The organism is Methylotenera sp. (assembly GCF_029946165.1).
In the GTDB taxonomy this organism is placed as follows: domain Bacteria; phylum Pseudomonadota; class Gammaproteobacteria; order Burkholderiales; family Methylophilaceae; genus Methylotenera.
On sequence record NZ_JAQSDZ010000008.1, the window covers coordinates 150,724 to 173,242 of the forward strand.

The window sequence follows — 22,519 nt, forward strand, 5'->3', positions numbered from 1 at the left end:
GTCACCTTCTGTTGAGTCGTCATTATTGTGATGCTAGCTAGCACTTTCAGCTTGTAATAAACGTAAGCTCTCTTCAACACCAGCTGCTTTAGTTAATTCAGCCACGTTCTGTTTGGTGAAGAATCCATCAAAATCGCCAAAGCGTTGTACATATTCAATGATGAGTGAGGAGTGTTCTGAGGCGCTGGAGAAAATTTGTTTTAGGCCTTCTTCGCGTGAGCCAATCACATCTAATAAAAAGTCTTTACCTTTTTCTCTAATCACATCGACCACGTAATCAATATTAATCTGACCATTGGTTTCGCCATCTGCCACGCCCAGTGCAATGTGGTGCAAACGCGGACCATAATTACGCACAAAGTTTTCAGTTGGTGACGGTAAGCCGACTAAGTGATTAACGAAGTAAGGATGATTAGCCGCCGTGAAAACTTTTGCAGGGCTTTTTTGCTCATTATTATAGTGCGCGCTTTTAGTCACATTGGTTGAAGAGTTTTGGCTGGCAATATCGTATGAGCCCCAGTAGTAATAGCTGGAAAGCGTGAGATACTCAAGTATTGCCACCTCACGATTTTGGCTGTAAATACGCGTTGCTAAGTGGTCAATTGGTAAAATTAACTTATCCAAACCTAGTTTGGCTTGCGTGTCTTTGGCTTCAAGATATCCGCGATTCACATCTTGATGAATCACACTTACGCCAAGCGCATAAATACGAATATCACCGACTGGTCGCTCCCAATAACCCACAATATTGTGGGTGTAGGGCGATGGTTTGACGATAGACATATTGCCAGGTAGTTCTAACTTGCGAATTTGATCTTGATTGAAAAAGCGAATCTCGCGGGCTTTTTGTAGCTCAACCACTTCATGCTGATTAGTTACCCGGAAGATTTCGCCCATATAGCGCGAGTTTGGCTTGTGCGCGCCTATCGGGTAAACCTCATTCAAACTGCGGAAAATACCATGCGTATTGGGGTCGCGTACTTCGCGCACCAAAATGTCTGGTGAATTCATATCGATACGTAAAATATGCGTCCAATGTGATTCTGATTCTAGCGTGACTAAGTAGTGGTAAGGCGTCATTAACGCCAACTCGCTGATGTAAGCCACCGAGCAACCCGGCTCAACAGTAATCATCATGGCGTCAATTTCATGCACCATGTCAGTCAAGCCGATGCGATCTCTATCTTCCAATAGTTTGGGTAGAAACTCTTCAAACCAAGGTGAATTAACCTTGTCGCCGTGGCGTTGGTATTGCAGTGAGTTCATTAGGATTTCCGAAATGTAAAAATAATTATGGCTAATTGCTAGAAAATTGAAAGACTTAGTTATTGCTGCATTTGCGAAATTTCATGCACTTTAAAATCTACCGACATTTTATCGTTGGCAATGTCATGCATCACGCTGCTTACCGGGCATGCATCACGGTAATCCAGACCAGTGGCTAGCCTAATATGTATGCCGTTTGACGGCATATTATTGGCTATATCGAAGCTTTGCCAGCCAGTTTCTAGCAGCCAAGCATCCGCCCAGCTATGGTTTTCAATTTGTTTAGTTGCGGGGTTAAAACAGTAGCCATGTACTAATCGCGCGGGAATCTTTAAAGCCCTGCAACAACTAATAAATAGATGCGTCATACCCTGACTTAATGCTTTGCCAGCAGCAAAAGTTGAAATCGCTGATTGTTGATTTTCAGCAGTGGTTTTATCCCACTTAATAGTTTGAGAAACGCCATCCATTAATGCTGTTAATAAGTTTTGGTTAATAGTGTCATGCTGTGATGCTATATTTTGCGCAAACTTAATAATGGCTTCATTGGCTATAGTGAGTGAGGTATTTCTCAAGTAAATAGGTAGCGCCAAGTCATCGTGTTTAATTTTATTTGTTTCTAACAAATCTTCGGAGCTATCAAGATCAGTTTCTACTTCACCCGTAGCGATAATCATAATTTCTTGATGTGGTGCATCCTTCACCAAGGTGTGTGTGATATTGCCAAAAGCATCAGTCTGAGTGGATGATAGCCCGCTTACCTTCAATTGCCAGTTGTTCACGCGCTGACCAAAGCCATCTTGAGGTGTGAGGCGTAATTGCTGTATGGTATACCCAACAAGCTTGTTGAATGCGAAGCGGGTATGGTGTTCAATATTAAACTTCATCGCGATCTCCCCACTTATAAGTTTATCTTTACGGCGAATAGTTAAGCCTAATCATTAATTTCAAATTAGGCTGATACTTTGCTTTGGCTTTGCGTTTGACCTCCCACTACATTCACTTTTTCAGGTTCGTTGACTAATGGCGCATTCAAATAAGTGCGCTGAATCTCAATACCGAGGCGATTGTTCTGCCTGAGGAATGCTTCTAAAAACTCATGCAACCCGCCTCTGAAAATATCTTCAATACGACCGTAATGCAAACTTGAATGCATTTCACCCGCTAAACGTTTGCATTCGCGACCCGCATCGCCCGTGAGTTGGTCAAGTATTGTCGTAAGTTCATTCATACATGCGTGCAGCGATCGCGGCATGTCTTGACGTAACACCAGAAGTTCAGCGACACGCAAAGGCATCACTGCATCGCGATACACTTTTAAATAGGCTTCATAAGCACTGGCAGAACGTAGCAGTGCGCTCCATTCGTAATAATCTACTGCGCCGCCCACATCGCTGGCTGAAGGTAACAATAGGTGATATTTCACATCAAGCAGGCGCGCCATGTCGTCAGCGCGTTCGATAAACCCACCCAAACGTGTGAATCTGAAGCCATCATCACGCAACATCGTGCCGTAAGTCACGCCGCGGAACAGATGTGAGCGTGATTTCACCCAATCACAAAATTCTGACAAGCCGCTTTCTAAAATTAGCTTTTTGTCCATTTGCTGAAACTCTAGCCATAAGCTATTAATGTTTTCCCACATTTCGGAAGACATGGCTACACGCACGGCATGTGCATTTTCGCGCGCAGCACGTAGGCAATTGTAAATACTCGACAAATTGCGACTGTCCATTGCAATGTAGTAAATCACATTGTGCGCGGTGACTTCATCATAAGCTTTATGAAAATCTTCTTTGGTGTCAGAAATATGTAGCAATGGCACCCAAAGCGCCGCCTCACTTTGAGCGGCATTTTGTACTAGCGACATGCGATAAGTAACTTCCAGCATACGCGCCATGTTTTCTGCACGTTCAATATAACGAGCCATCCAATAAAGGTGATCAGCGGTGCGACTTAGCATTGCAACACCCATGTATCTTTAGTGCCGCCACCTTGCGATGAGTTAACCACTAAAGACCCTTCATTCATTGCCACACGACACAATGCGCCAGGCACGACTGAGGTTGTTTTACCTGTTAAGACATAAGGGCGCAAATCTACATGGCGTGGCGCCACGCCTTGCTCAACCATGGTTGGACAAGTAGAAAGTGCTAATGTAGGTTGGGCAATGTAATTATCAGGGTCCGCAATAATACGTAATCTAAATTCTTCAATTTGCGCTTTGCTTGAGGTAGGGCCAACGAGCATGCCATAGCCACCAGAGCCTTGCACTTCTTTAACCACCAATTCAGCAAGGTGATCTAACACATATTTTCTATCGTCTTCCTTACTGAGCTTATAGGTTGGAACATTTGACAAAATCGGCTCCTCACCCAAATAAAACTTAATCATTTCAGGCACATAGGTATAAGTTGCTTTGTCATCAGCTACGCCTGTGCCGATGGCATTCGCTAACGCTACACCGCCATTACGATAGACTGAAACCAACCCAGGTACACCCAACATGGAGTCTTGCCTGAATGCCAATGGGTCAATAAAGTCATCGTCTATACGGCGATAAATCACATCAATCTTTTTAGGCCCTTCGGTGGTGCGCATGAAAACAGCATTGTCTTTCACAAACATATCGCGACCTTCAACTAGCTCAATGCCCATTTGTTGTGCAAGAAAGGCATGCTCAAAGTAGGCGCTGTTGTATGCACCAGGCGTCATTAGTACTACGGTAGGGTTACTGGTTGCGCCACGGGGCGCAACTGCTCTAAGGTTTTCAAGCAGAAGTTGCGGATAATGTTCAACGGGTGAAATAGGATATTGTCTGAAAAGTTCAGGGAATAATCGCATCATCATGCGACGATCTTCCAGCATGTATGAAACACCAGAAGGCGTTCGTAAGTTATCTTCTAATACATAAAATGTATCCGCTTCGGTGCGCACAATATCAATGCCTGCGATATGTGCATACACGCCGCCCGGCACGTCTACCCCTTGCATCTCTGGCCTGTACATTTCGTTGGTCAGTATGCTGTCAGGCATGATGCCAGCTTTAATAATGTCTTGGCCGTGATAGATGTCATTCAAAAACATATTAAGTGCCCGCACACGTTGGCAAGCGCCTGCGGAGAGCTTTGCCCATTCACTTGCGGCTAAAATTCGGGGGATTACGTCAAATGGAATCAAGCGCTCAGCGCCTTCTTCTTCGCCATAAACCGCAAATGTGATGCCAACTCGTCGAAACAATAGTTCAGCATCGCGAGATTTTTGCGCAAGTTGAGAAAAGTCTTTGCCACCTAACCACTTAGCATAAGGCGCGTAAACTTGTCTAACGCCTTTTTTTGAATCTACAGATTCATCAAATGCCGTGAGCAGTTTATTTTTATAATCAATAGAAGCCATAAGTCATTACTTGCAAGGGCCGTGCCAACTCATACAAAAATTATCAATCTCTATATTGAATGCGCTTTCCAGAGCTGTTCCTAATTAAATTAATTGCATAAGCAATAGGTGTTATTAAGTCCACTTTAACAGATGCGCTGGTTTGGTGCATACCTAACTGAGCAAAGTGTTTTGTTAGTGCGTAATTTCATCAAATTTCCCTCAACGTAAACTCTGTAGCCTATTTCAGGCTAATTAGGTGAAGTAGACTGGTCAAACTTAAAAAAATTAGCTTTTGGTACAATTGTTGCTGTATCTTCTGGGTAATTTCTTTAGATATGTGGCTTCGTTAACAGATGCTTAACCATAGATTGCTTAGAATAATAAAAAGGAGACAACTATGTGGCTACATACCCAATGCGATATTACTTTTGACGTTGCTATACCAACACCGTTCATTTTGATGCTTAGGCCGCGCAGCGGTGTTAATCAATGGATAGCACGCGAGTCGTATACGCTAAATCCGAGCGTACCAGTGGTTGAGTATACCGATAACTATGGCAATCTTTGTCAGCGCTTAATCGCGCCACAAGGTGAATTTTCAATTCATACTTCTGCTGACATTATGACCGCAGACAACATCGATGTTTGTGCTGGCGCGCCGTTTGATGAAGTGCAGAATCTGCCTAACGAAGTGCTTACTTACCTGTTACCTACGCGCTATTGTGAGTCAGATCGCTTTATCGATTTAGGTCAGGAGCTAGTTGCTGGCGTGGCGCCCGGTTATGACCAAGTCGCTACCATCGTGGCTTGGATACAGAACAATATTAAGTTTAATTCAGACTCCATGCACTTTCAGCTTTCTGCGGTAGAAGTGAATCAGCAGCGTGAAGGCGTATGTCGTGAGTTGGCGCATTTGGGCATCGCACTTTGTAGAGGTTTGTGTATTCCTGCGCGTATGGTGGTGGGTTACTTGCATGGGTTAAAGCCTATGGATTTTCATGCATGGTTTGAGGCATACGTTGGTGGACGCTGGTATACCTTTGATCCAACACAACCGCATCCTATCGGAGGTCGTGTTACTGTGGCTTATGGGCGCGATGCAGCGGATGTTGCGATATTTAACCAATTTGGCCCAGCGCTATTTCCACTAGCCATGTCGGTGAGTGTGAAGATGTTAGATGCAGCACCTACCTAAGGGCTATTTAATTTAAGCATGCAAAGATTACGCATTAAACATCTGACCGAATATACCTTCCCAGCGCAGGTAACGTTGAATCAACATAAGCTTTTACTGCGACCAAGAGTAGGCCATGACGTCCGTATTGAGTCTTCAAAATTAGAAATTTCGCCTAGTTATAATATTAAATGGCAGCGGGATGTATTTGATAACTCTCTGGCCATTGTCAATTTCTTAGAGCCTTCAAATAAGCTCACTATCGCTAGTGAGGTCATTATTGAACACTATGATCAGGCACTTTTTGACCCCATGTTAGAAAGCTATGCTTCTCAATATCCATTTAGTTATGCTTTAGATGAACAAGCGGATTTGGCAAGTTTTCAACAAAGCAGCTTTTACAACGACCAACAAGTCGTAAACACTTGGTTGCAACAACAAAACTTAATTGGCATGCAAACTTTTAGCTTGTTAATCAATTTAAATCAAAATATTAGCAAAAATTTTCGTTACCAAATGCGAGAAGAAGCGGGGGTGCAATCGCCTTCGCAAACCCTTTCACAACGGAGCGGATCTTGTAGAGATTACGCGACGCTCTTTATTGAAGCATGTCGGTGTTTGGGGTTAGCGAGTCGATTTGTCAGTGGCTACTTACATGCCCCAGCAACAGAAGCTGGAAACGCAACCACCCACGCATGGGCTGAAGTATATTTGCCCGGCACTGGTTGGAAAGGATTCGACCCTACTTCAGGAGAGATTACGGGTAACCACCATATTGCGGTAGCTGTTGCGCGCAATCCAGAATCAGTTCCACCAATTTCTGGTAGCTTTACTGGACTGGGCTTAATGGCCACTACGATGCTAGTAAACGTGCAGGTTAATTTGCTGCTTTAGCGATACACATTTAGCATTAAGTAGGCAATGCCAGCCGATTTACTACTTAAAATTCAACCATTTCAAATTCTGCTTTAGAAACACCGCATTCAGGGCATGACCAATCAGCAGGTACGTCTTCCCAGCGCGTGCCGGGTGCAATACCATCTTCAGGCCACCCTTTTTCTTCTTCATATACAAATCCGCATACTACACATTGCCACATTTTCATGATTTTTCCATTATTAAGCTTTAAAGCTTTGAGATTGAAGTCTTACTATTTTGTCGTTTGCTAGCTTAAAGCCTTACAGGAAACTTTTCAAATAAAAGCTGATTAAATAAAAAGCCCGTACTTGATAATAGTTTCAAGTACGGGCTTTGAATAGCAAGTTTAGATTTGCTAAAAGATAGCTAACTTACAAGCCTAAAGCCTTAGCTATACCAGCACCATATGCTGGGTCTGCTTTAGAGCAGTTGGCAATATGACGTTTTTGAATTTCAACAGAAGCGCCACCAATAGAGCGAGCTGTATTTTCAAACAACACTTGCTGTTCGGCAGGCGTCATTAAACGGAACAAATTGCCAGGTTGAGAATAGTAGTCCTCGTCCACGCGATGATTCCAATGATCTGCCTTGCCCTCAATGGCTAATGGAGGCTCACTGAAATCTGGTTGCTCTTGCCATTCGCCTTTAGTGTTTGGCTCATAACCAATGGTTGAACCATGGTTGCCATCGGTGCGCATCGCACCATCACGATGATAGCTATGAACTGGACATTTAGGCGCATTAACAGGTATTTGATGATGATTCACCCCTAATCTGTATCGCTGTGCATCACCGTAAGCAAACAAACGCGCTTGCAACATCTTGTCTGGCGAGAAGCTAATACCAGGTACGACTGCCGCTGGGTTAAAGGCAGACTGCTCAACTTCAGCAAAGAAGTTTTGAGGGTTACGGTTAAGTTCCATCACGCCCACTTCAGTCAATGGGTAGTCTTTATGTGGCCAAACTTTGGTTAAATCAAATGGATTTAGAGAGTAAGAGCCTGCATCTTTCTCAGGCATGATTTGTACAGCAAGTGTCCATTTTGGATAATCACCATTTTCAATACTATCAAACAAATCGCGCTGATGACTTTCACGGTCTTTACCCACAATAGCTTCTGCTTCCGCATCAGTTAAATTCTTTATACCCTGTTGGGAAGTAAAGTGAAATTTCACCCAATAACGCTCATTGTTAGCATTAATCAAACTAAATGTATGGCTACCAAAACCATGCATGTGACGATAACTTGCTGGTATGCCACGGTCGCTCATCACAATGGTGACTTGGTGCAAGGCCTCAGGTAATGATGTCCAGAAATCCCAGTTGTTTTCTGCACTACGCATGTTAGTGCGGGGGTCACGTTTTACTGCATGGTTTAAATCTGGAAACTTAAGAGGATCGCGTAAAAAGAATACGGGTGTGTTATTACCAGCTAAATCCCAGTTACCTTCTTCAGTATAGAACTTTACTGAAAAGCCGCGAATGTCACGCTCGGCATCTGCAGCGCCACGCTCCCCAGCTACGGTAGTAAAGCGTGCAAACAATTCAGTTTTTTTACCGACTTGTGAGAATATTTTCGCACGCGTGTATTGGCTAATATCATTAGTCACAGTAAAAGTACCATATGCACCTGAGCCTTTAGCGTGCATACGGCGTTCTGGAATCACCTCTCGGTTAAAATGCGCAAGTTTCTCTAACATCCATACATCTTGCAATAATACTGGTCCACGCGGTCCAGCTGTCATGGTATTTTGGTTATCTGGCACTGGTGCGCCAGCTGCGGTAGTCAATTTCTTTTTAATGCTCACGAGATTTCTCCTTATTAATATGATTAATTATTTGCTGCAAAGTTGGCGAGTAGTTCTATCAGGTCTTGTCTATTAGATTCAATCATTATTTTTAACATTTTTTACTCCTTAATCACCGTCATCACTAGCGATGTGTGTAGCCATTCTATAGGGTGATAATTGATATGTATAATTGTATGTTTCAATGGCATTGATAAATATAATTTATCAATGTATGATGAAAAAAACTGAGGATATTGAGCTTAAATGAGTCTAACAGAATTAAAATTTATTGTAGCTGTGGCGCAAGAGCGCAACTTTAGGCGTGCTGCGGAAAAGTGTTTTGTCTCGCAACCTGCGCTTAGTATGGCGATTAAAAAACTTGAAGAAGAGCTGAATGTGATTATTTTTGAGCGTAGCAGAAGCGAAGTCAGTATGACTGAAATTGGCGAAAAAATAGTGGAGCAAGCCTCAAAAGTTTTAGAAGAAACCGCCTACATTAAGCAGTTAGCAGAACTCGGTAAGAATCAGCTAAAGGGTACATTAAAACTGGGCATGATACATTCAGTAGGGCCATATTTATTACCCGAGATTATTCCGATATTACGCAATAGCGCACCAGATATGCCTTTGGAAGTGGAAGAAAACTTAACGGCTAATTTAGAAGTGCAATTACGTAATGGCATTATTGATGCGGCCATTATTGCCTTGCCATTTAATATCCCTGGCTTGCAATATCGTGCTTTATACGATGAAGAGTTTGATGTAGTCATACCAAGCGATCATCACTGGGCAAATCGTAAACATATTAAACCCGAAGAGTTGGCAGATGAAAAAGTACTGTTACTAAATAGTGGCCATTGTTTTAGCAACCAAGTTACGCAGGCATGCCCAGAACTCTCACGTAAGGGAGAGGTTTTGCAGGGTAATTCTTTAGAAACTATTCGTAATATGGTGGCTTCCAACCTAGGTATTACCGTATTGCCTTGCTCGGCCACAGCAGAACGCTACAATAACCCACTGATTAAAGTAATTCCATTTGCCCGCCCAGCGCCAACAAGACGTATAGCGATTGCGTGGCGTAAGAGCTTTATGAGATTAGAAGCGGTAGAAAAAATTGCTGAGGCGATTAAAGCAATTGATTCAAATTACATGCTGTTGATTGAGTAAGTATATAAACTTCAATGAGCATACTTACTTAGTAAGAGTCCGACTTATTGACGCGGTAAATCAAAGGCAATAAAAAAGGCGCCTAAGGCGCCTTTTCCGTAATAAAGAACAATTATTTGTTCATTACGTACATTGTAACTTCGAAACCGAAACGCATTTCAGTAGCTGCTGGTGTTGTCCACATAATAATTCTCCTGTAAGTTAATTAATTAAGTAATACATAATCTATGACTTACATAATACATTGCGGTTGCAATTACTAGCTATGTAAAGCAATTAAATTAGACTAATGATTTTCATTAGAATAGGTTTTGAGGCTAATTTAATAACTCACGGAAAGTCGATAACCAGCCACAGCTTTATCTTGAGCAGTCAGTGCTAATTTAACTTTGATTTCAGCGCCCGCAGGCAAGCCACGAGTAATATCAGTATGCTCAGGCAGATACTCTGCAGGAGTGAATATGCGTCTAAATTTAGGTTTGTCCTCAATATCGGTTAGGGTCAGCTCAATATTCGGGTAAGTTTGATTGAATGCAGCTTGATTTATCAAAGTGGTAGAAAAGTGGACAAAACCTTCGTGGGCTTCATCTTCTCGCATGTCTGAATCATCAATGATGATAAATTCAATTTTCTTAGGGAGCTGAATATTACAAGAAATTTTCTCGCATAGTTGAGTAAGCAAAGGTTTGAGTTTTGGATAGTAAATAGCAATATCACTACGCCAATAATAGAGGCTTTGTGCCAGAGCTGCGAGAAATAGAATAATGGCTAACAGACTTAATAACCAATTAGATAAACGACTTTTAGATTTGGCTTTGTGGTCAATCGCTTCAAAGTAATTTGCTTGACTGTGTTGTAAAACAACATCTTGCACAATCTCACTGTCTTCGCTACTTACTTGGGGACTTTCTTGCTGTTCATTCTGTGTAACTTCAGCCGGATTCACTGTCTTGATACTGGCTAAATCAGTGCCTTCTTTAATATCAGCTTCAGACTCGGTAATGTTCACCAACTCTATTTTTGCATCAAATACATTTAAACAATGGCCGCAACGTACTTTGCCATTGTGTTGGTTTAATTGATCATCAGTAACAATAAATTGCGTTTGGCAATTAGGGCAATTAGTGATGTTGCTCATTTTCCACTCTATTTTTTAGTGCCAGTTAGCATTACCCAAGAATCCATTGTTTGTGGGACATGCATGTTAAACCATTCAGCATAAATAGCACTTACGTCAGTAGCTTGTTCTTTTAAAATACCCGAAAGCGCGATTTTCCCACCAGTTTTGCAGGATTTTGCCAGTGCAGGCGCCAGTACGCTTAGTGCACTTGAGAGGATATTAGCAACCACGATATCGAACTCACGTGATTGATATTTGCTAGCATGATAAAAAGCCGCAGCCACATCATTCTGCTCGGCGTTATATACGCTAGATTGAATGGCTTGAGGGTCAATATCAGTTCCGATAACTTCAGATGCGCCTAGTTTTTTTGCCGCAATCGCTAAAATACCTGAGCCGCAGCCGTAATCTAAAACGGTGTCTTGTTCAGATACTGTCTCAGTCAGCCATTTCAAACAAAGATGGGTCGTGGGATGACTACCTGTGCCAAAAGCTAGGCCTGGGTCTAATATGATGTTGATTGCATCTGCATTTGGCGCACTATGCCATGTTGGCACAATCCATAAATTATCGGTAATTTTAATCGGCTCAAATTGAGATTGGGTCGCGCGCACCCAATCTTGCTCTTGTATGATTTCGGTAGAATATTGCAAATTGCTTAATTTGGTTTCTCGCTCCAAATCAGCAATCACTTTTGCAACATCAACACCTTCATCAAACAAAGCGCTCACAAGGTTTTGTTGCCAAATACCCGGTGGTGGGTCACCTGGCTCGCCGAATATAGGCTGCTCATCTAATGTATCGGCATTTGCATCTTCAATAATGGCAGATAGCGCACCTTGTTCCATTAAAGTATCGCTAATTAAATCAGCCGTATTGTCTTGTGCTTCAATTTTTAACGATACCCATGCCATGCAAAACCCACTTACTTATGATTATTTGTTATAAATGCCAAGCTTTTGTTCAAGGTAGTGAATGCTAGTACCACCTAGATGAAAAGCTGCGTCAGCCATCAGATCTGCGTGCAATGCTACGTTAGTGCTAATGCCGCCAATCATCATTTCTGATAGCGCAATACGCATGCGAGCAATGGCTTGGTCACGCGTGTCACCGTAAGTAATAAGCTTACCAATCATAGAGTCATAATTTGGTGGCACGGTATAGCCCGCGTATGCATGCGTATCAATACGTACACCAGGCCCGCCTGGCATATGGAACGTCGTGATTTTGCCTGGAGATGGTATAAAGTTGTATGGATCTTCCGCATTAAGGCGGCACTCAATCGCATGGCCTTTGAGTACAACGTCCTTTTGGCGGAATTTTAGTTTTTCACCAGCCGCTACAAAAATTTGTTGTTGAACTAAATCAATACCGGTAATCATTTCTGTTACGGTATGCTCAACTTGTAAACGCGTGTTCATCTCAATGAAGTAAAACTCATTGTTTTCATATAAGAATTCAAAAGTACCAGCACCACGATACTTAATTTTGCGACAGGCTTCCGCACAGCGTTCGCCAATTTTGTCGCGTAATCTTGGGTTAAGTAATGGCGCAGGCGCTTCTTCAAGAATTTTTTGGTGCCGACGCTGCATCGAGCAATCCCGTTCACCTAAAAACACTGCGTTACCATGTTGGTCTGCTAATACTTGAATTTCAATATGGCGTGGTTTTTCTAGGTATTTCTCCATGTAAACCACTGGGTTACCAAATGCTGCTTGCGCCTCGGCTTTGGTCATATTCACTGAGGCAATTAGTGCGGCTTCGGTATGCACTACACGCATACCACGACCGCCGCCGCCGCCAGCTGCTTTAATAATGACTGGGTATCCGACTTTTTTAGCGATTTTTATGATTTCTGCTGGATCATCTGGCAATGCGCCATCTGAACCAGGTACGCAGGGTACGCCCGCTTTTCTCATCGCATCCTTAGCCGATACCTTATCGCCCATTAAGCGAATAGTTTCAGCACGAGGGCCGATAAATACAAAGCCACTTTGCTCAACACGCTCTGCAAAGTCAGCATTTTCTGATAAAAAGCCGTAACCTGGGTGAATTGCTTGCGCATCAGTGACTTCTGCCGCACTAATTACAGCCGGAATATTTAAGTAACTTTGACCAGACGGTGCTGGCCCAATACATACAGATTCATCTGCTAATTTTACATATTTAGCTTCTCGGTCTGCTTCAGAATGAACGGCAACCGTTTTAATTCCAAGTTCGCGACACGCACGCTGAACGCGAAGGGCGATTTCGCCTCGGTTAGCGATTAAGATTTTGTCAAACATAGCCATGTTGTTAAATACCTTTTAAATTTTTATTAGCCAATAATAAATAGTGGCTCGCCGTACTCAACAGCTAAGCCGTTTTCGACTAAGATTTTCTTAACAACGCCAGCTTTATCTGACTCGATTTCATTTAATAATTTCATCGCTTCAATAATACAAAGCGTATCACCTACAGAAACTGTATCGCCCACCTCTACAAATGGTTTTGCATCTGGTGAAGAGGAGCGATAGAAAGACCCGACCATAGGAGATTTAACCGCATGGCCTTCTTCAACCACTGGTACTTCAGCAACTGCGGTTTGTGGCGCTTGAGCTTGAGGTGCAACACCATATTGCGCAGGCGCAAAATTGGCATAATGCTGTTGCACTGGTGTGCTAGATGTAAAATTGCGGCTAATACGTACCGTTTCACCTTCTTCTGTCAGTTCAAGTTCAGCAATGCCTGACTCTTCAACAAGATCGATTAGTTTTTTAAGTTTGCGTAAGTCCATAGTAACCTCTAAAAATCTAGGAAAATTTTAGTTAATAACAAGAATAAATTTAAGAATGATTGATGCGCCGAATTGCATAATCAAGCGCAAGTGTATAGCCGTGGGCACCTAAGCCACTGATAACTCCTACTGCAATATCGGTAAAATAAGAATGATGACGGAACGCTTCACGTGCATATACATTAGATAAATGCACTTCAATAAATGGTACTTTAACAGCGGATAGCGCATCCCGCATCGCAACAGATGTATGTGTAAATGCGGCTGGATTGATAATCACAAAATCCACTTTTGTCGTCGCAACAGATTGAATTTTAGTAACAAGATCGCCTTCAGTATTGCTTTGATATGCCTCTAAAGCTACTCCTGCTTTTGCTGCAATATCCGTTAAGGTTTGATTGATAGAATTTAGCGTGTCGCTACCATAATGCTCAGGTTCACGTGAACCTAATAAATTAAGGTTTGGACCATGCAATACTAAAATGGATTTAGCAGACATGTGCAACCAATATGAAGAGCATTTTAGAATGTAAAATCGTGTAATTCATGGTTGCAAGTTTGCCGAAGTTAGCAGGTTTTGTCCAGTGACTTCATACATTTAAACGAAATTAGCTTGCGTTCATAATTTAAGTAGTTGATTTGCTAGCTTAATCCTAATTGTTAAATAGAGGATGTTATTGCGGTAGTAGAGGTCGTAAAGCGGTCTCTAAAAGGGATTTATTGATGCGCCCAAAGTAAGTATCTACCACTGCTCCGCTCTCATTAATAATCACGGTATAAGGTAATACGCCTTTATCATTACCTAAATCATTGCCAAGCACCATGCCTTCGTTCTCCGCCGCAAGTAAAGGGTAGCTTACAGGCGTTGTTGCCGAAAACTCTTTTACGAGTGCTAATTCATCCACAGCCATACCAAGCACAACCACATTTTTATTTTTATATTCTGTATATAATTCAGAGAGTTCTGGCATTTCTTCGCGGCAAGGCGGGCACCAAGTTGCCCAAAAATTCAGCACGATTATTTTGCCTTTAAATTGGCTTAAATCTTGGATGATACCGTCTGGATTAGATAGCTTACTTGCAAAAAGCGATTGAGTAGAAAGTTTGCTGTGGTCTGTAGCATATGTTTTTAATGTGGCATTTGGACTTAAAAAGTAGTAATAGATCGCAAAACCAAGCGCAAGCATAATGGCTAAGTAGCCAAAATTAGAAAGTATTTTTTTTAGCATAATTTGAGGGTTAGTTTTATTAATTTAGTTTGATTAACACTGAGCGGTTAATCCTTGCTGATTTTGTGGTGCGATAATACAGCTATCACGTCTAGCTAAGGTTGTGCTAAAACGCTCAGCATCTTGAAAGCCAATGGTTTTAAGGGTTGTCATTTCTTTACCTTGCGCATTAAAAAATGCAATACCAGGTGGGCCGAATAAGCCAAAGCGTTTTAGGAGGGCTTTATCTTCATCGGAATTTGCAGTGACATCCACTTGCAATAGCAGCGTGTTTTTAAGTTGCTGCTGCACTTTTGGGTCGCTAAAGGTAAATTGTTCCAGCTCCTTACAAGCCACGCACCAATCTGCGTAAAAATCTAACATTACAGGTTGATTAGTCGTAGCTAGCTTTTGTTCTAATTCAGCAATGCTAGCAACGCGGGTAAAGTTTAACTGTGAAGGATTTTTTGATTGGTTAGCACTGCTTAGCGTAAAGTTACTGAGTGGATTTAAGGCAGATTTAGCGCCAGAAAGCGCCCCAACAAATAGCGTTACGCCAAATATCAAAAGAACAACAGCAACCCCTTTCCACAATTTAGTAAAGTTAGTGGCATGTGCTGGCAAACTATCTAATGCGCTGTGATAGACCGCGGTCACTATTAATAATATTGCCCATAGCCCTAATTGAATACTCACTGGAATAATTGGTGAAATCAGCCAAATAGCCATACCTAACATTAATACACCAAAAAAGTTACTCACCGCGTTCATCCAGTTACCTGTTTTTGGCAACAAGCTACCTGCAGAAGCGCCAATTAACAATAAAGGCACACCCATGCCAATGGCTAGTGCAAATAAGCCTACGCCACCTAAAAATACATTATGGGTTTGACCAATGTAAATCAGTGCGCCAGCTAGTGGTGCGGCCACGCATGGGCTAACAATCAATGCAGAAAGTGCACCCATGACAAATACACCAAAAAAGTGACCACCTTTGAGTTTGTTGCTGGTATTGAGCATTTTGTCTTCAAAGCTTTGTGGAAGTTTAAGCTCATAAAAGCCAAACATTGATAAAGCTAATAATATGAATATCAAGGCGCTGGCACCAAGTACCCAAGCATTTTGAAGTGATTGGCTGAGCAGGTCGCCAGATAAGCCCGCTGCGATGCCTGCTAAGGTGTAACTTAATGCCATGCCCAATACATAAGCCACAGACAAACCAAATGCATGCAGTTTTGAAGGCTTAATTTGCTTGCTTTGGCTGCCTACAATAATGCTCGATAAAATTGGAATCATCGGCAGCATGCAAGGAGTAAGCGAAAGGAGTAAACCTGCAGCAAAAAAACCTGCGATGACTAACCATAAATTGCCGGATTTCAATATTTTTGTCGTGTTATCCGTTTCGTTATCGTTCGAAACATTAACCACTGCGGCTTTTTCTGGGGAGCTTACAATATTTTTAGCATCAGCTAAATCTACGGTAAATGTTTTGGTCATTGGCGCGTAGCATAAGCCTTTTTCGCTGCAGCCTTGATAAGTCACGGCAATCTTAATGACATTATTTTTAATGTTAACTAAATTGATTTTGGCGCTAAAATCATGGTTATAAACTTCCATCTTGCCAAAGTTTTTATCATTCTTAATTTCTGCAATTGGTAAATCTACTGAAGCGATTTGGGCTGATGTACTAGGTGTTAAGACGAATTTGATGCGCTCTTTGTAAAGGTAGTAACCTGAGACTACGGTAAAATTTGCTTGAATAGTTTGTGCATCTTTAACGGATAAATCCAACTGAAAAGCGGCATCAGGTGATAAAAAAGTATCTTCGCTGTTAGTTTCAATCAGAGAGTTTGTAAATGAGCTGAACTTGTTTTCAGCCGAAGAAACATTGGGTAAAAACCCCACTACGGCAATCAAGCAGAAAACTACATATTTAATAAATGCCGACGATTTAAGAAGTAAAGGGTTCACTATTAAGTTCACTAATGTTTTTTTAAAAGATTGCGCTTGAATGAAGAAAGCTAAATTTTTAGTAATTAAAATTAAACTATCTTGCATTTTAAATGCTCAGACTCCATTACATAGAGAGTGAATGAGTATCATACGTTCAATATTACTTGTAATCCATTAAGGATGATATATCAATGCGTTTAATAGTTACACTAGCCTTTCTTTCCTTTCCAATTGGGGAAATCTGGATTTTAATCAATCTATTTCAACAATATGGTTGGTGGGTATTATTATACTTAGTCGCCATGGTCTTGCTTGGCTTACAACTTATTCGTGAGGAAAAGTTATTGTTTTCAGGTCGAATAATGCAAAGCCTTAGTCAGGGGTCCAATCCAATGAAAGCATTGTTTGGTAGCGCGCGACATATGTTTGCTGGCATATTACTCATAATTCCAGGTGTACTCACAGATGTAGTCGCCGTAGTGCTATTGTTAATACCTGTCGATAAAAGCACGATTAAGTCGTCTACATTTAAGCAAAAAGCTGCGAATGATGATGTCATAGAAGGTGAATTTCACCGCGAAGAATAATGGAAATGCTTCTGTTAGTAACTTTAAGTAGAGGCACCAATTAAGAATAAAACGAGAATCTAAATATGAGTTATCAAATCACTATTCAATCCAGCAAACATACCTACACCGCAAAAGCTTCAGAAACTATACTGGAATCAGCCATTAACGCGGGAGTGAATATTCCATATGGTTGTAGAAACGGCACTTGCGGTAGTTGCAAGGGCGATATTATTTCAGGTGAAGTGGATTATGGCGACTATGCCTCTAGTGCGATGACCGAGGCAGAAAAAGTCGCAGGTAAAGCTTTATTTTGCTGCGCTCATCCACTGTCAGACTTAACCATAGAGTGCCGTGAGATTCACGCCAATGTGATTCAGCCACGTATTTTGCCCGCGCGCGTAGAGCGTAAAGAGCAACTTTCACACGATGTGATGGCGCTATTTTTAAAGCTACCAAGCACTGAGCATCTCAAATTTATGGCTGGTCAATACATAGAATTTTTACTTAAAGACGGTAAACGCCGTGCATTTTCACTAGCTAATGCACCACATATAAACAATATATTAGAGTTGCATTTACGATTGATTCCAGGTGGTCAGTTTACCGAATACGTATTTAACGAAATGCCAGACAAAGCTATTTTGCGAATTGAAGCGCCATTCGGTAGCTTTTTCTTAAGGGAAGATTCTGACAAACCTATCATTATGGTCGCTGGTGGCACGGGCTTCGCGCCAATCAAAGGCATCATTGAACACATGTTGCACAATAATATCATTCGCCCTGTGACTTTATATTGGGGCGCGCATAGTTTAAAAGATCTTTATATGCCATCGCTGCCAGCCGCATGGGCAGTTGAGTATCCGCATATCAAATTCATTCCAGTATTGTCTGACGTTACCGCGGAAGACAACTGGCATGGCCGCACAGGCTTTGTGCATCAAGCCGTGCTAGATGATTTTGCCCAAATAGGTTTAGCAGACTATGAGGTATATTGTTGCGGCGCACCAGCGATGGTAGAGGTGGCGCACGCCAGTTTTGTAGAAGCTGGTTTGCCAGAAGATGAATTTTTCTCAGATGCGTTTAACTATGCAAAACCAACGCCTAAAACCATGACATAAGCTTGGTTTGCTACTTAACCCTGATAATCAATTAGAACATTTAATTCCGTAGCATTTTCCGCTCAAACTGTTGCGGATGGCTGTAGGAGAGGCTTGTAGCCCCGAACAAAATATCACTTCGAATCGCCCTCGCCATTCGGGGCTACAAGCCCTTCCTACATTGGATTTAGGTTAATTTTATTATTTCTAATGGACAATAATCGGGGTTTAAGACTACCTTAAGAATTCAACATTATGATTTGCTCCAACCTTCAATAAAAGGAGCAAATCATGGAAACTATTACTTACCAAAGAAAAAAGGTCTATGACCCCATTCTTCGGTTAATTCACCTTTGGAATGGTTTATCCATTCTATTTCTTATGACCACTATTTGGATCTCAGACCTTTTTGAAAAAGGTGTGGGAGAAAAAACGCTGTGGCAAATTCACATTTATATTGGTTATGCCTTAACAGTTGGTATTGTGGCTCGACTAGCATGGGGCGTTGTTGGCCCACGTCATGCCAGATTTTCGGATATGTGGCATCCCATTGTTTGGTGGGACGCCGTGCGAAACTTCAATTTACACGCCACGCCACGCTTCGGTCATAACACTTTAGCTAGCGGCGCCTATCTACTCGTTTATCTATTGCTGATTACCATGGCAATCACTGGTCTTTCTCTCGCGGCAATTGAGCATAGTACGGGGCCATTTAACGCTTGGATAGGTGATATGCCTTGGTTGAAAGAGATTGTAGAAGAACCACACGAGCTGATTTATTACTTTCTTATGGCGTTTGTGGTGGTGCATATCGCTGCTTTAATTTGGCATGAGGTCAAAGATAAAACGCCGCTTGCGCAAGCCATGGTCACTGGTTACCAATATGAAGTAGACCAAACTCAAAGCATACCTAACAATCAAGGAGATCATCATGCGTAAATCATTTTATTTACTAGGGTTAGTTTTCAGCCTGAATGCTTTTGCTGCAACACCTCAAGAGTTGCTCAAGCAATATGAGGTGCAAGCTAAGCAAGAGAATGCGGCATTTGCAGGGTTTTCTGCCGAGCGTGGAGCTAACTTTTTTAAAGCTGAGCGGACACACAGCGATGGTAAAAATGTGAGCTGTGCTACTTGCCATACCTCTGACCCGCGTAACCAAGGGAAAACTCGCGCCAATAAAGTGATTGAGCCGATGGCAACTATCGCAAATCCACAAAGGTTTACTGATGCCGCTAAGGTGGAAAAATGGTTTGGTCGCAACTGCAAAGACGTATTGGAGCGCACTTGTACTTCGCAAGAAAAGGGCGATTTCATACAGTATTTAATCAGTGTTAAGTAATCTGGCTACCTTTATAAATCCAAGTTTCGTTGCTACACAGCGTTACTCACAAAAAATTACTTCTTACATATTAAATATATGTGGTGGCGCAATTTTTTGCTCGCGCCTTGTTTAGCTTATCGCACGATTGTTCTGGCTTTAGCCAGATTACAGTCGTGGTGATGCCCATCACGGGTAAAAACTAGAATTTATAAAGGTACCCATAACAATTTAAAGTGATATAGGAGAATATGATGAAAAAATGGATGCAACTATTAGTGTTAATCACCAGCATTACTTCCGCTGGAACCTTATTGGCAAGTGGAGGGTTTGGTGCGGGCGAAGGCAGTAGCAAAAATATGCCAGCTGTGACCAATGCAAAATGGAAGACAGAATGTGGCAGTTGCCATATGGTTTATCACCCAGGCTTATTGCCAGAGCGTTCATGGAATAAAGTGATGGCAGGTTTAGATAAACACTTTGGTGAGAATGCAAGTTTAGATGCGGCCACGCATGACGAAATTGCAAAGTTTCTCGCGGCCAATAGTGCTGATAAGCAAGATAATCGCCGTTCAAACCGCATTAATGAGTCTATTCCCGCAAGTGCAGCGCTAATGAGAATAACTGAAACACGTTACTTTACGAGCAAGCATGATGAAGTTTCGGCTAATACGTTTAAACGTAAGAGTATCGGTAGCGAATCCAATTGTATCGCTTGTCATAAGGGTGCAGAAAAAGGTGATTTTTCTGAGTCACAGCTTAGAATTCCGCGTTAATATTAGCCAATGAGAGTTTTATTAGTCGAAGATGATGCCCTGCTGGGTGATGGAGTTCGCGCTGGGCTGAAACAGGCAGGGTTTGCTGTGGATTGGACGCAAGATGGACAAGCGGCAAAGCTTGCTCTAGAAACAGAAGAGTACGCACTGATGGTGTTAGACCTTGGCTTGCCAAAGTTAAGTGGAACCGAGTTGCTTAAATGGTTGCGTGGCGCCAATTCGGCCTTGCCAGTGCTTATACTTACAGCGCGTGATACGGTTGCTGACAGGGTAGTTGGTTTGAATGCTGGCGCAGACGATTACTTAATCAAGCCTTTTGATTTAGATGAGCTGATTGCACGACTAAATGCACTATTGCGACGTAGCGCAGGCCAAGTCACCCTCACTTTACAGCATGATGATATTGAGTTAACGCCATCAACTCATCAAGTGAGTCAAGGCGGTCAAACAGTCGAGCTTTCTGCACGTGAATTTACCTTGTTACATGAACTTTTGCTGCATGTCGGCCGTGTACAGTCGCGCGAGCAGTTGGAGCAGCATTTGTATGGTTGGGGTGAAGAGGTTGAGAGTAACTCAGTTGAGGTGCATATTCATCACTTGCGCAAGAAACTAGGCTCTGGATTAATTCGTACCTTACGTGGCGTTGGTTATGTCATAGATAAGATGTCAGCAGCATGAAATCATTGCGGTTACGTCTAATATTGCACTTGTTTGTTGGGTTGGGTGTGGCTTGGTTAGTGGCTGCATTGTTTACGCTGCTAGAGTCTCGTGAAGAAATTAATCGGTTGTTTGATGCTCAGCTTGCACAATCTGCTCAGGTACTGCTTGGTACCACGCGGCATGAGATACATGAACGTATCGAGCATGGTGAAGATGAAATTCACGTGACTCATGAATATGAGCAAAGGCTAGCTTTTCAAATATGGAATGAGCGTGATTTGTTGCTACGCTCCAGCAATGCACCTGTCACCCCCATGACCACTAAAGATGGCTATAGTGAAACTATTATCAGCGGTCAAGCATGGCGCGTATTAACTAAATGGGACAGTAAACATGAGTTTATGATTCAAGTTGCTGAGCCTTTTGCTGGCAGAGAGCGTTTAGCGCGCCATATTACGCTCAAAATGTTGATGCCAACTTTGGCTGCTGTACCCGTGTTAGCGTTATTGATTTGGTTTGGTATCGGCGCAGGCTTGCGTCCTTTGAATAATCTCAAATATGAGGTCACCAAGCGTGCGGCCAATCAGCTGGAACCGCTGGTGATGAGCGATGTGCCAGAAGAAGTCGCGCCCTTAGTTAAATCGTTGAATGATTTATTTGCTCGTTTAAAAGAGGCATTTGAAAGCGAAAGGCGCTTTACCGCTGATGCTGCCCACGAATTGCGGACGCCATTGGCTGCACTTAAAATTCAGGCGCAAGTAGCATTGCGCTCTACCAATGAAGCAGAGCGCAATGCCGCATTAGAGCATGTGTTGCATGGGGTAGATAGAGCTACCAGGCTGGTTGAGCAATTACTTACCTTAGCGAGGGTTGATCCTGAAAACGCTTCCTTGGATTATAAGCAAGTTGATTTGCGTAGTTTAGCCGCCTCCATTATGGCTGACATGGAACCTTTAGCACATGCAAAACAAATCGAGCTTCGATTGGAAAGTGAAAATGCATGTCCTGTACTTGGTGAAAGTACGCAGTTAAGATTACTGCTACGAAATCTACTAGATAATGCGATTCGCTATACGCCAGTAGGTGGTCATGTTTCAGTAAATATACATGATGATGACGGCATAAAATTGCAAGTACGCGATACTGGTTTGGGTATTCCAGAGGCAGAGCGTGAGCAAGTATTGAAGCGCTTCTACAGAATTACGGGCAGTGGTGAAGAAGGTAGCGGGCTAGGTTTATCCATCGTACGTCGCATTGCAGAATTACATGGCGCAAGTTTAATACTCAGTGATAATGACGCGGGGCAAGGCTTGCTTGTGAGCGTCCATTGGCCTAAAAAGTAACTTTTT

General features: G+C 42.3%; 24 protein-coding genes. 10 read left to right on the forward strand and 14 right to left on the reverse strand.

Annotation, left to right across the window (positions count from 1 at the left end):
• Positions 1–33: 33 nt before the first annotated feature.
• The 4 genes from PSV17_RS06125 to PSV17_RS06140 all read right to left on the reverse strand — a co-directional run bounded on the left by PSV17_RS06125 (position 34) and on the right by PSV17_RS06140 (position 4,662).
• The gene (locus PSV17_RS06125; RefSeq protein WP_300480686.1) at positions 34–1,266 is read right to left on the reverse strand and encodes a hypothetical protein; all 1,233 of its coding nucleotides are present in this window, start codon (positions 1,264–1,266) and stop codon (positions 34–36) included.
• A 59-nt stretch (positions 1,267–1,325) separates the two neighbouring features.
• Positions 1,326–2,153, reverse strand: a complete 828-nt coding sequence (locus tag PSV17_RS06130) for a transglutaminase family protein (protein ID WP_300480688.1) — start codon at positions 2,151–2,153, stop codon at positions 1,326–1,328.
• Positions 2,154–2,218: 65 nt separating this feature from the next.
• A complete protein-coding gene (locus tag PSV17_RS06135; protein WP_300480689.1) occupies positions 2,219–3,229 on the reverse strand; it encodes an alpha-E domain-containing protein in 1,011 nt (336 codons plus the stop codon).
• Positions 3,223–4,662, reverse strand: a complete 1,440-nt coding sequence (locus tag PSV17_RS06140) for a circularly permuted type 2 ATP-grasp protein (RefSeq protein ID WP_300480691.1) — start codon at positions 4,660–4,662, stop codon at positions 3,223–3,225. The genes PSV17_RS06135 and PSV17_RS06140 overlap by 7 nt, the downstream gene beginning before the upstream one ends.
• Before the next feature lie 379 nt (positions 4,663–5,041).
• Here PSV17_RS06140 and PSV17_RS06145 point away from each other — a divergent pair, with 379 nt between their 5' ends.
• Together PSV17_RS06145 and PSV17_RS06150 are read left to right on the forward strand one after the other, a co-directional pair.
• Positions 5,042–5,839 carry a transglutaminase family protein gene (locus tag PSV17_RS06145; protein WP_300480693.1) on the forward strand — a complete coding sequence of 266 codons (798 nt, stop codon included), beginning with the start codon at positions 5,042–5,044 and terminating at the stop codon, positions 5,837–5,839.
• An 18-nt stretch (positions 5,840–5,857) separates the two neighbouring features.
• Positions 5,858–6,712 (forward strand): transglutaminase family protein, encoded by an 855-nt coding sequence (locus PSV17_RS06150; protein WP_300480695.1) that lies wholly within the window; start codon positions 5,858–5,860, stop codon positions 6,710–6,712.
• A 46-nt stretch (positions 6,713–6,758) separates the two neighbouring features.
• On the opposite strand, the gene PSV17_RS06155 is transcribed toward PSV17_RS06150, so the two are convergent.
• Together PSV17_RS06155 and PSV17_RS06160 are read right to left on the reverse strand one after the other, a co-directional pair.
• Positions 6,759–6,923, reverse strand: a complete 165-nt coding sequence (locus PSV17_RS06155) for a rubredoxin (RefSeq protein WP_300480697.1) — start codon at positions 6,921–6,923, stop codon at positions 6,759–6,761.
• A 184-nt stretch (positions 6,924–7,107) separates the two neighbouring features.
• Positions 7,108–8,544 carry a catalase gene (locus PSV17_RS06160; RefSeq protein WP_300480698.1) on the reverse strand — a complete coding sequence of 479 codons (1,437 nt, stop codon included), beginning with the start codon at positions 8,542–8,544 and terminating at the stop codon, positions 7,108–7,110.
• A gap of 246 nt (positions 8,545–8,790) precedes the next feature.
• On the opposite strand from PSV17_RS06160, the gene PSV17_RS06165 reads away from it, so the two are divergent.
• On the forward strand, positions 8,791–9,693 hold the full coding sequence (locus PSV17_RS06165; protein WP_300480699.1) for a hydrogen peroxide-inducible genes activator: 903 nt from the start codon (positions 8,791–8,793) through the stop codon (positions 9,691–9,693).
• Between the two features lie 112 nt (positions 9,694–9,805).
• Here PSV17_RS06165 and pqqA read toward each other — a convergent pair whose 3' ends face one another.
• From pqqA to dsbD, 8 genes are all read right to left on the reverse strand, one after another.
• A complete protein-coding gene (gene pqqA / locus PSV17_RS06170) occupies positions 9,806–9,877 on the reverse strand; it encodes a pyrroloquinoline quinone precursor peptide PqqA (protein ID WP_012777389.1) in 72 nt (23 codons plus the stop codon).
• A gap of 138 nt (positions 9,878–10,015) precedes the next feature.
• Positions 10,016–10,831, reverse strand: a complete 816-nt coding sequence (locus PSV17_RS06175) for a DUF3426 domain-containing protein (RefSeq protein WP_300480701.1) — start codon at positions 10,829–10,831, stop codon at positions 10,016–10,018.
• 8 nt (positions 10,832–10,839) lie between these two features.
• Positions 10,840–11,727 carry a 50S ribosomal protein L11 methyltransferase gene (gene prmA, locus PSV17_RS06180; protein ID WP_300480702.1) on the reverse strand — a complete coding sequence of 296 codons (888 nt, stop codon included), beginning with the start codon at positions 11,725–11,727 and terminating at the stop codon, positions 10,840–10,842.
• A 21-nt stretch (positions 11,728–11,748) separates the two neighbouring features.
• Positions 11,749–13,098 (reverse strand): acetyl-CoA carboxylase biotin carboxylase subunit, encoded by a 1,350-nt coding sequence (gene accC, locus PSV17_RS06185; protein ID WP_300480800.1) that lies wholly within the window; start codon positions 13,096–13,098, stop codon positions 11,749–11,751.
• A gap of 32 nt (positions 13,099–13,130) precedes the next feature.
• Positions 13,131–13,589: an acetyl-CoA carboxylase biotin carboxyl carrier protein gene (gene accB / locus PSV17_RS06190; RefSeq protein ID WP_300480704.1), complete on the reverse strand. Its 459-nt coding sequence runs from the start codon at positions 13,587–13,589 to the stop codon at positions 13,131–13,133.
• A gap of 49 nt (positions 13,590–13,638) precedes the next feature.
• Complete coding sequence (aroQ, locus tag PSV17_RS06195) at positions 13,639–14,088, reverse strand: type II 3-dehydroquinate dehydratase (protein WP_300480705.1); 450 nt, start codon at positions 14,086–14,088, stop codon at positions 13,639–13,641.
• A gap of 175 nt (positions 14,089–14,263) precedes the next feature.
• Positions 14,264–14,818, reverse strand: coding sequence for a TlpA disulfide reductase family protein (locus PSV17_RS06200; RefSeq protein WP_300480706.1), 555 nt, complete (start codon positions 14,816–14,818; stop codon positions 14,264–14,266).
• A 33-nt stretch (positions 14,819–14,851) separates the two neighbouring features.
• A complete protein-coding gene (gene dsbD / locus PSV17_RS06205; protein WP_300480707.1) occupies positions 14,852–16,855 on the reverse strand; it encodes a protein-disulfide reductase DsbD in 2,004 nt (667 codons plus the stop codon).
• Between the two features lie 86 nt (positions 16,856–16,941).
• Between dsbD and PSV17_RS06210 the strand changes: the two genes are divergently transcribed.
• The 7 genes from PSV17_RS06210 (at position 16,942) to PSV17_RS06240 (ending at position 22,513) form a co-directional block, all read left to right on the forward strand.
• Positions 16,942–17,337: an FxsA family protein gene (locus PSV17_RS06210; protein ID WP_300480710.1), complete on the forward strand. Its 396-nt coding sequence runs from the start codon at positions 16,942–16,944 to the stop codon at positions 17,335–17,337.
• Between the two features lie 65 nt (positions 17,338–17,402).
• Positions 17,403–18,437, forward strand: coding sequence for a CDP-6-deoxy-delta-3,4-glucoseen reductase (locus tag PSV17_RS06215; RefSeq protein ID WP_300480712.1), 1,035 nt, complete (start codon positions 17,403–17,405; stop codon positions 18,435–18,437).
• Between the two features lie 270 nt (positions 18,438–18,707).
• On the forward strand, positions 18,708–19,355 hold the full coding sequence (locus PSV17_RS06220; protein WP_300480713.1) for a cytochrome b/b6 domain-containing protein: 648 nt from the start codon (positions 18,708–18,710) through the stop codon (positions 19,353–19,355).
• On the forward strand, positions 19,348–19,755 hold the full coding sequence (locus PSV17_RS06225) for a DUF1924 domain-containing protein (protein WP_300480714.1): 408 nt from the start codon (positions 19,348–19,350) through the stop codon (positions 19,753–19,755). The genes PSV17_RS06220 and PSV17_RS06225 overlap by 8 nt, the downstream gene beginning before the upstream one ends.
• Before the next feature lie 230 nt (positions 19,756–19,985).
• A complete protein-coding gene (locus PSV17_RS06230; protein WP_300480715.1) occupies positions 19,986–20,510 on the forward strand; it encodes a diheme cytochrome c in 525 nt (174 codons plus the stop codon).
• A gap of 9 nt (positions 20,511–20,519) precedes the next feature.
• Entirely contained in the window at positions 20,520–21,188 is a 669-nt protein-coding gene (locus PSV17_RS06235; protein ID WP_300480717.1) for a response regulator transcription factor, read from the forward strand.
• Positions 21,185–22,513: an ATP-binding protein gene (locus PSV17_RS06240; protein WP_300480718.1), complete on the forward strand. Its 1,329-nt coding sequence runs from the start codon at positions 21,185–21,187 to the stop codon at positions 22,511–22,513. Before PSV17_RS06235 ends, PSV17_RS06240 begins: the two co-directional genes overlap by 4 nt.
• Positions 22,514–22,519: the final 6 nt, after the last annotated feature.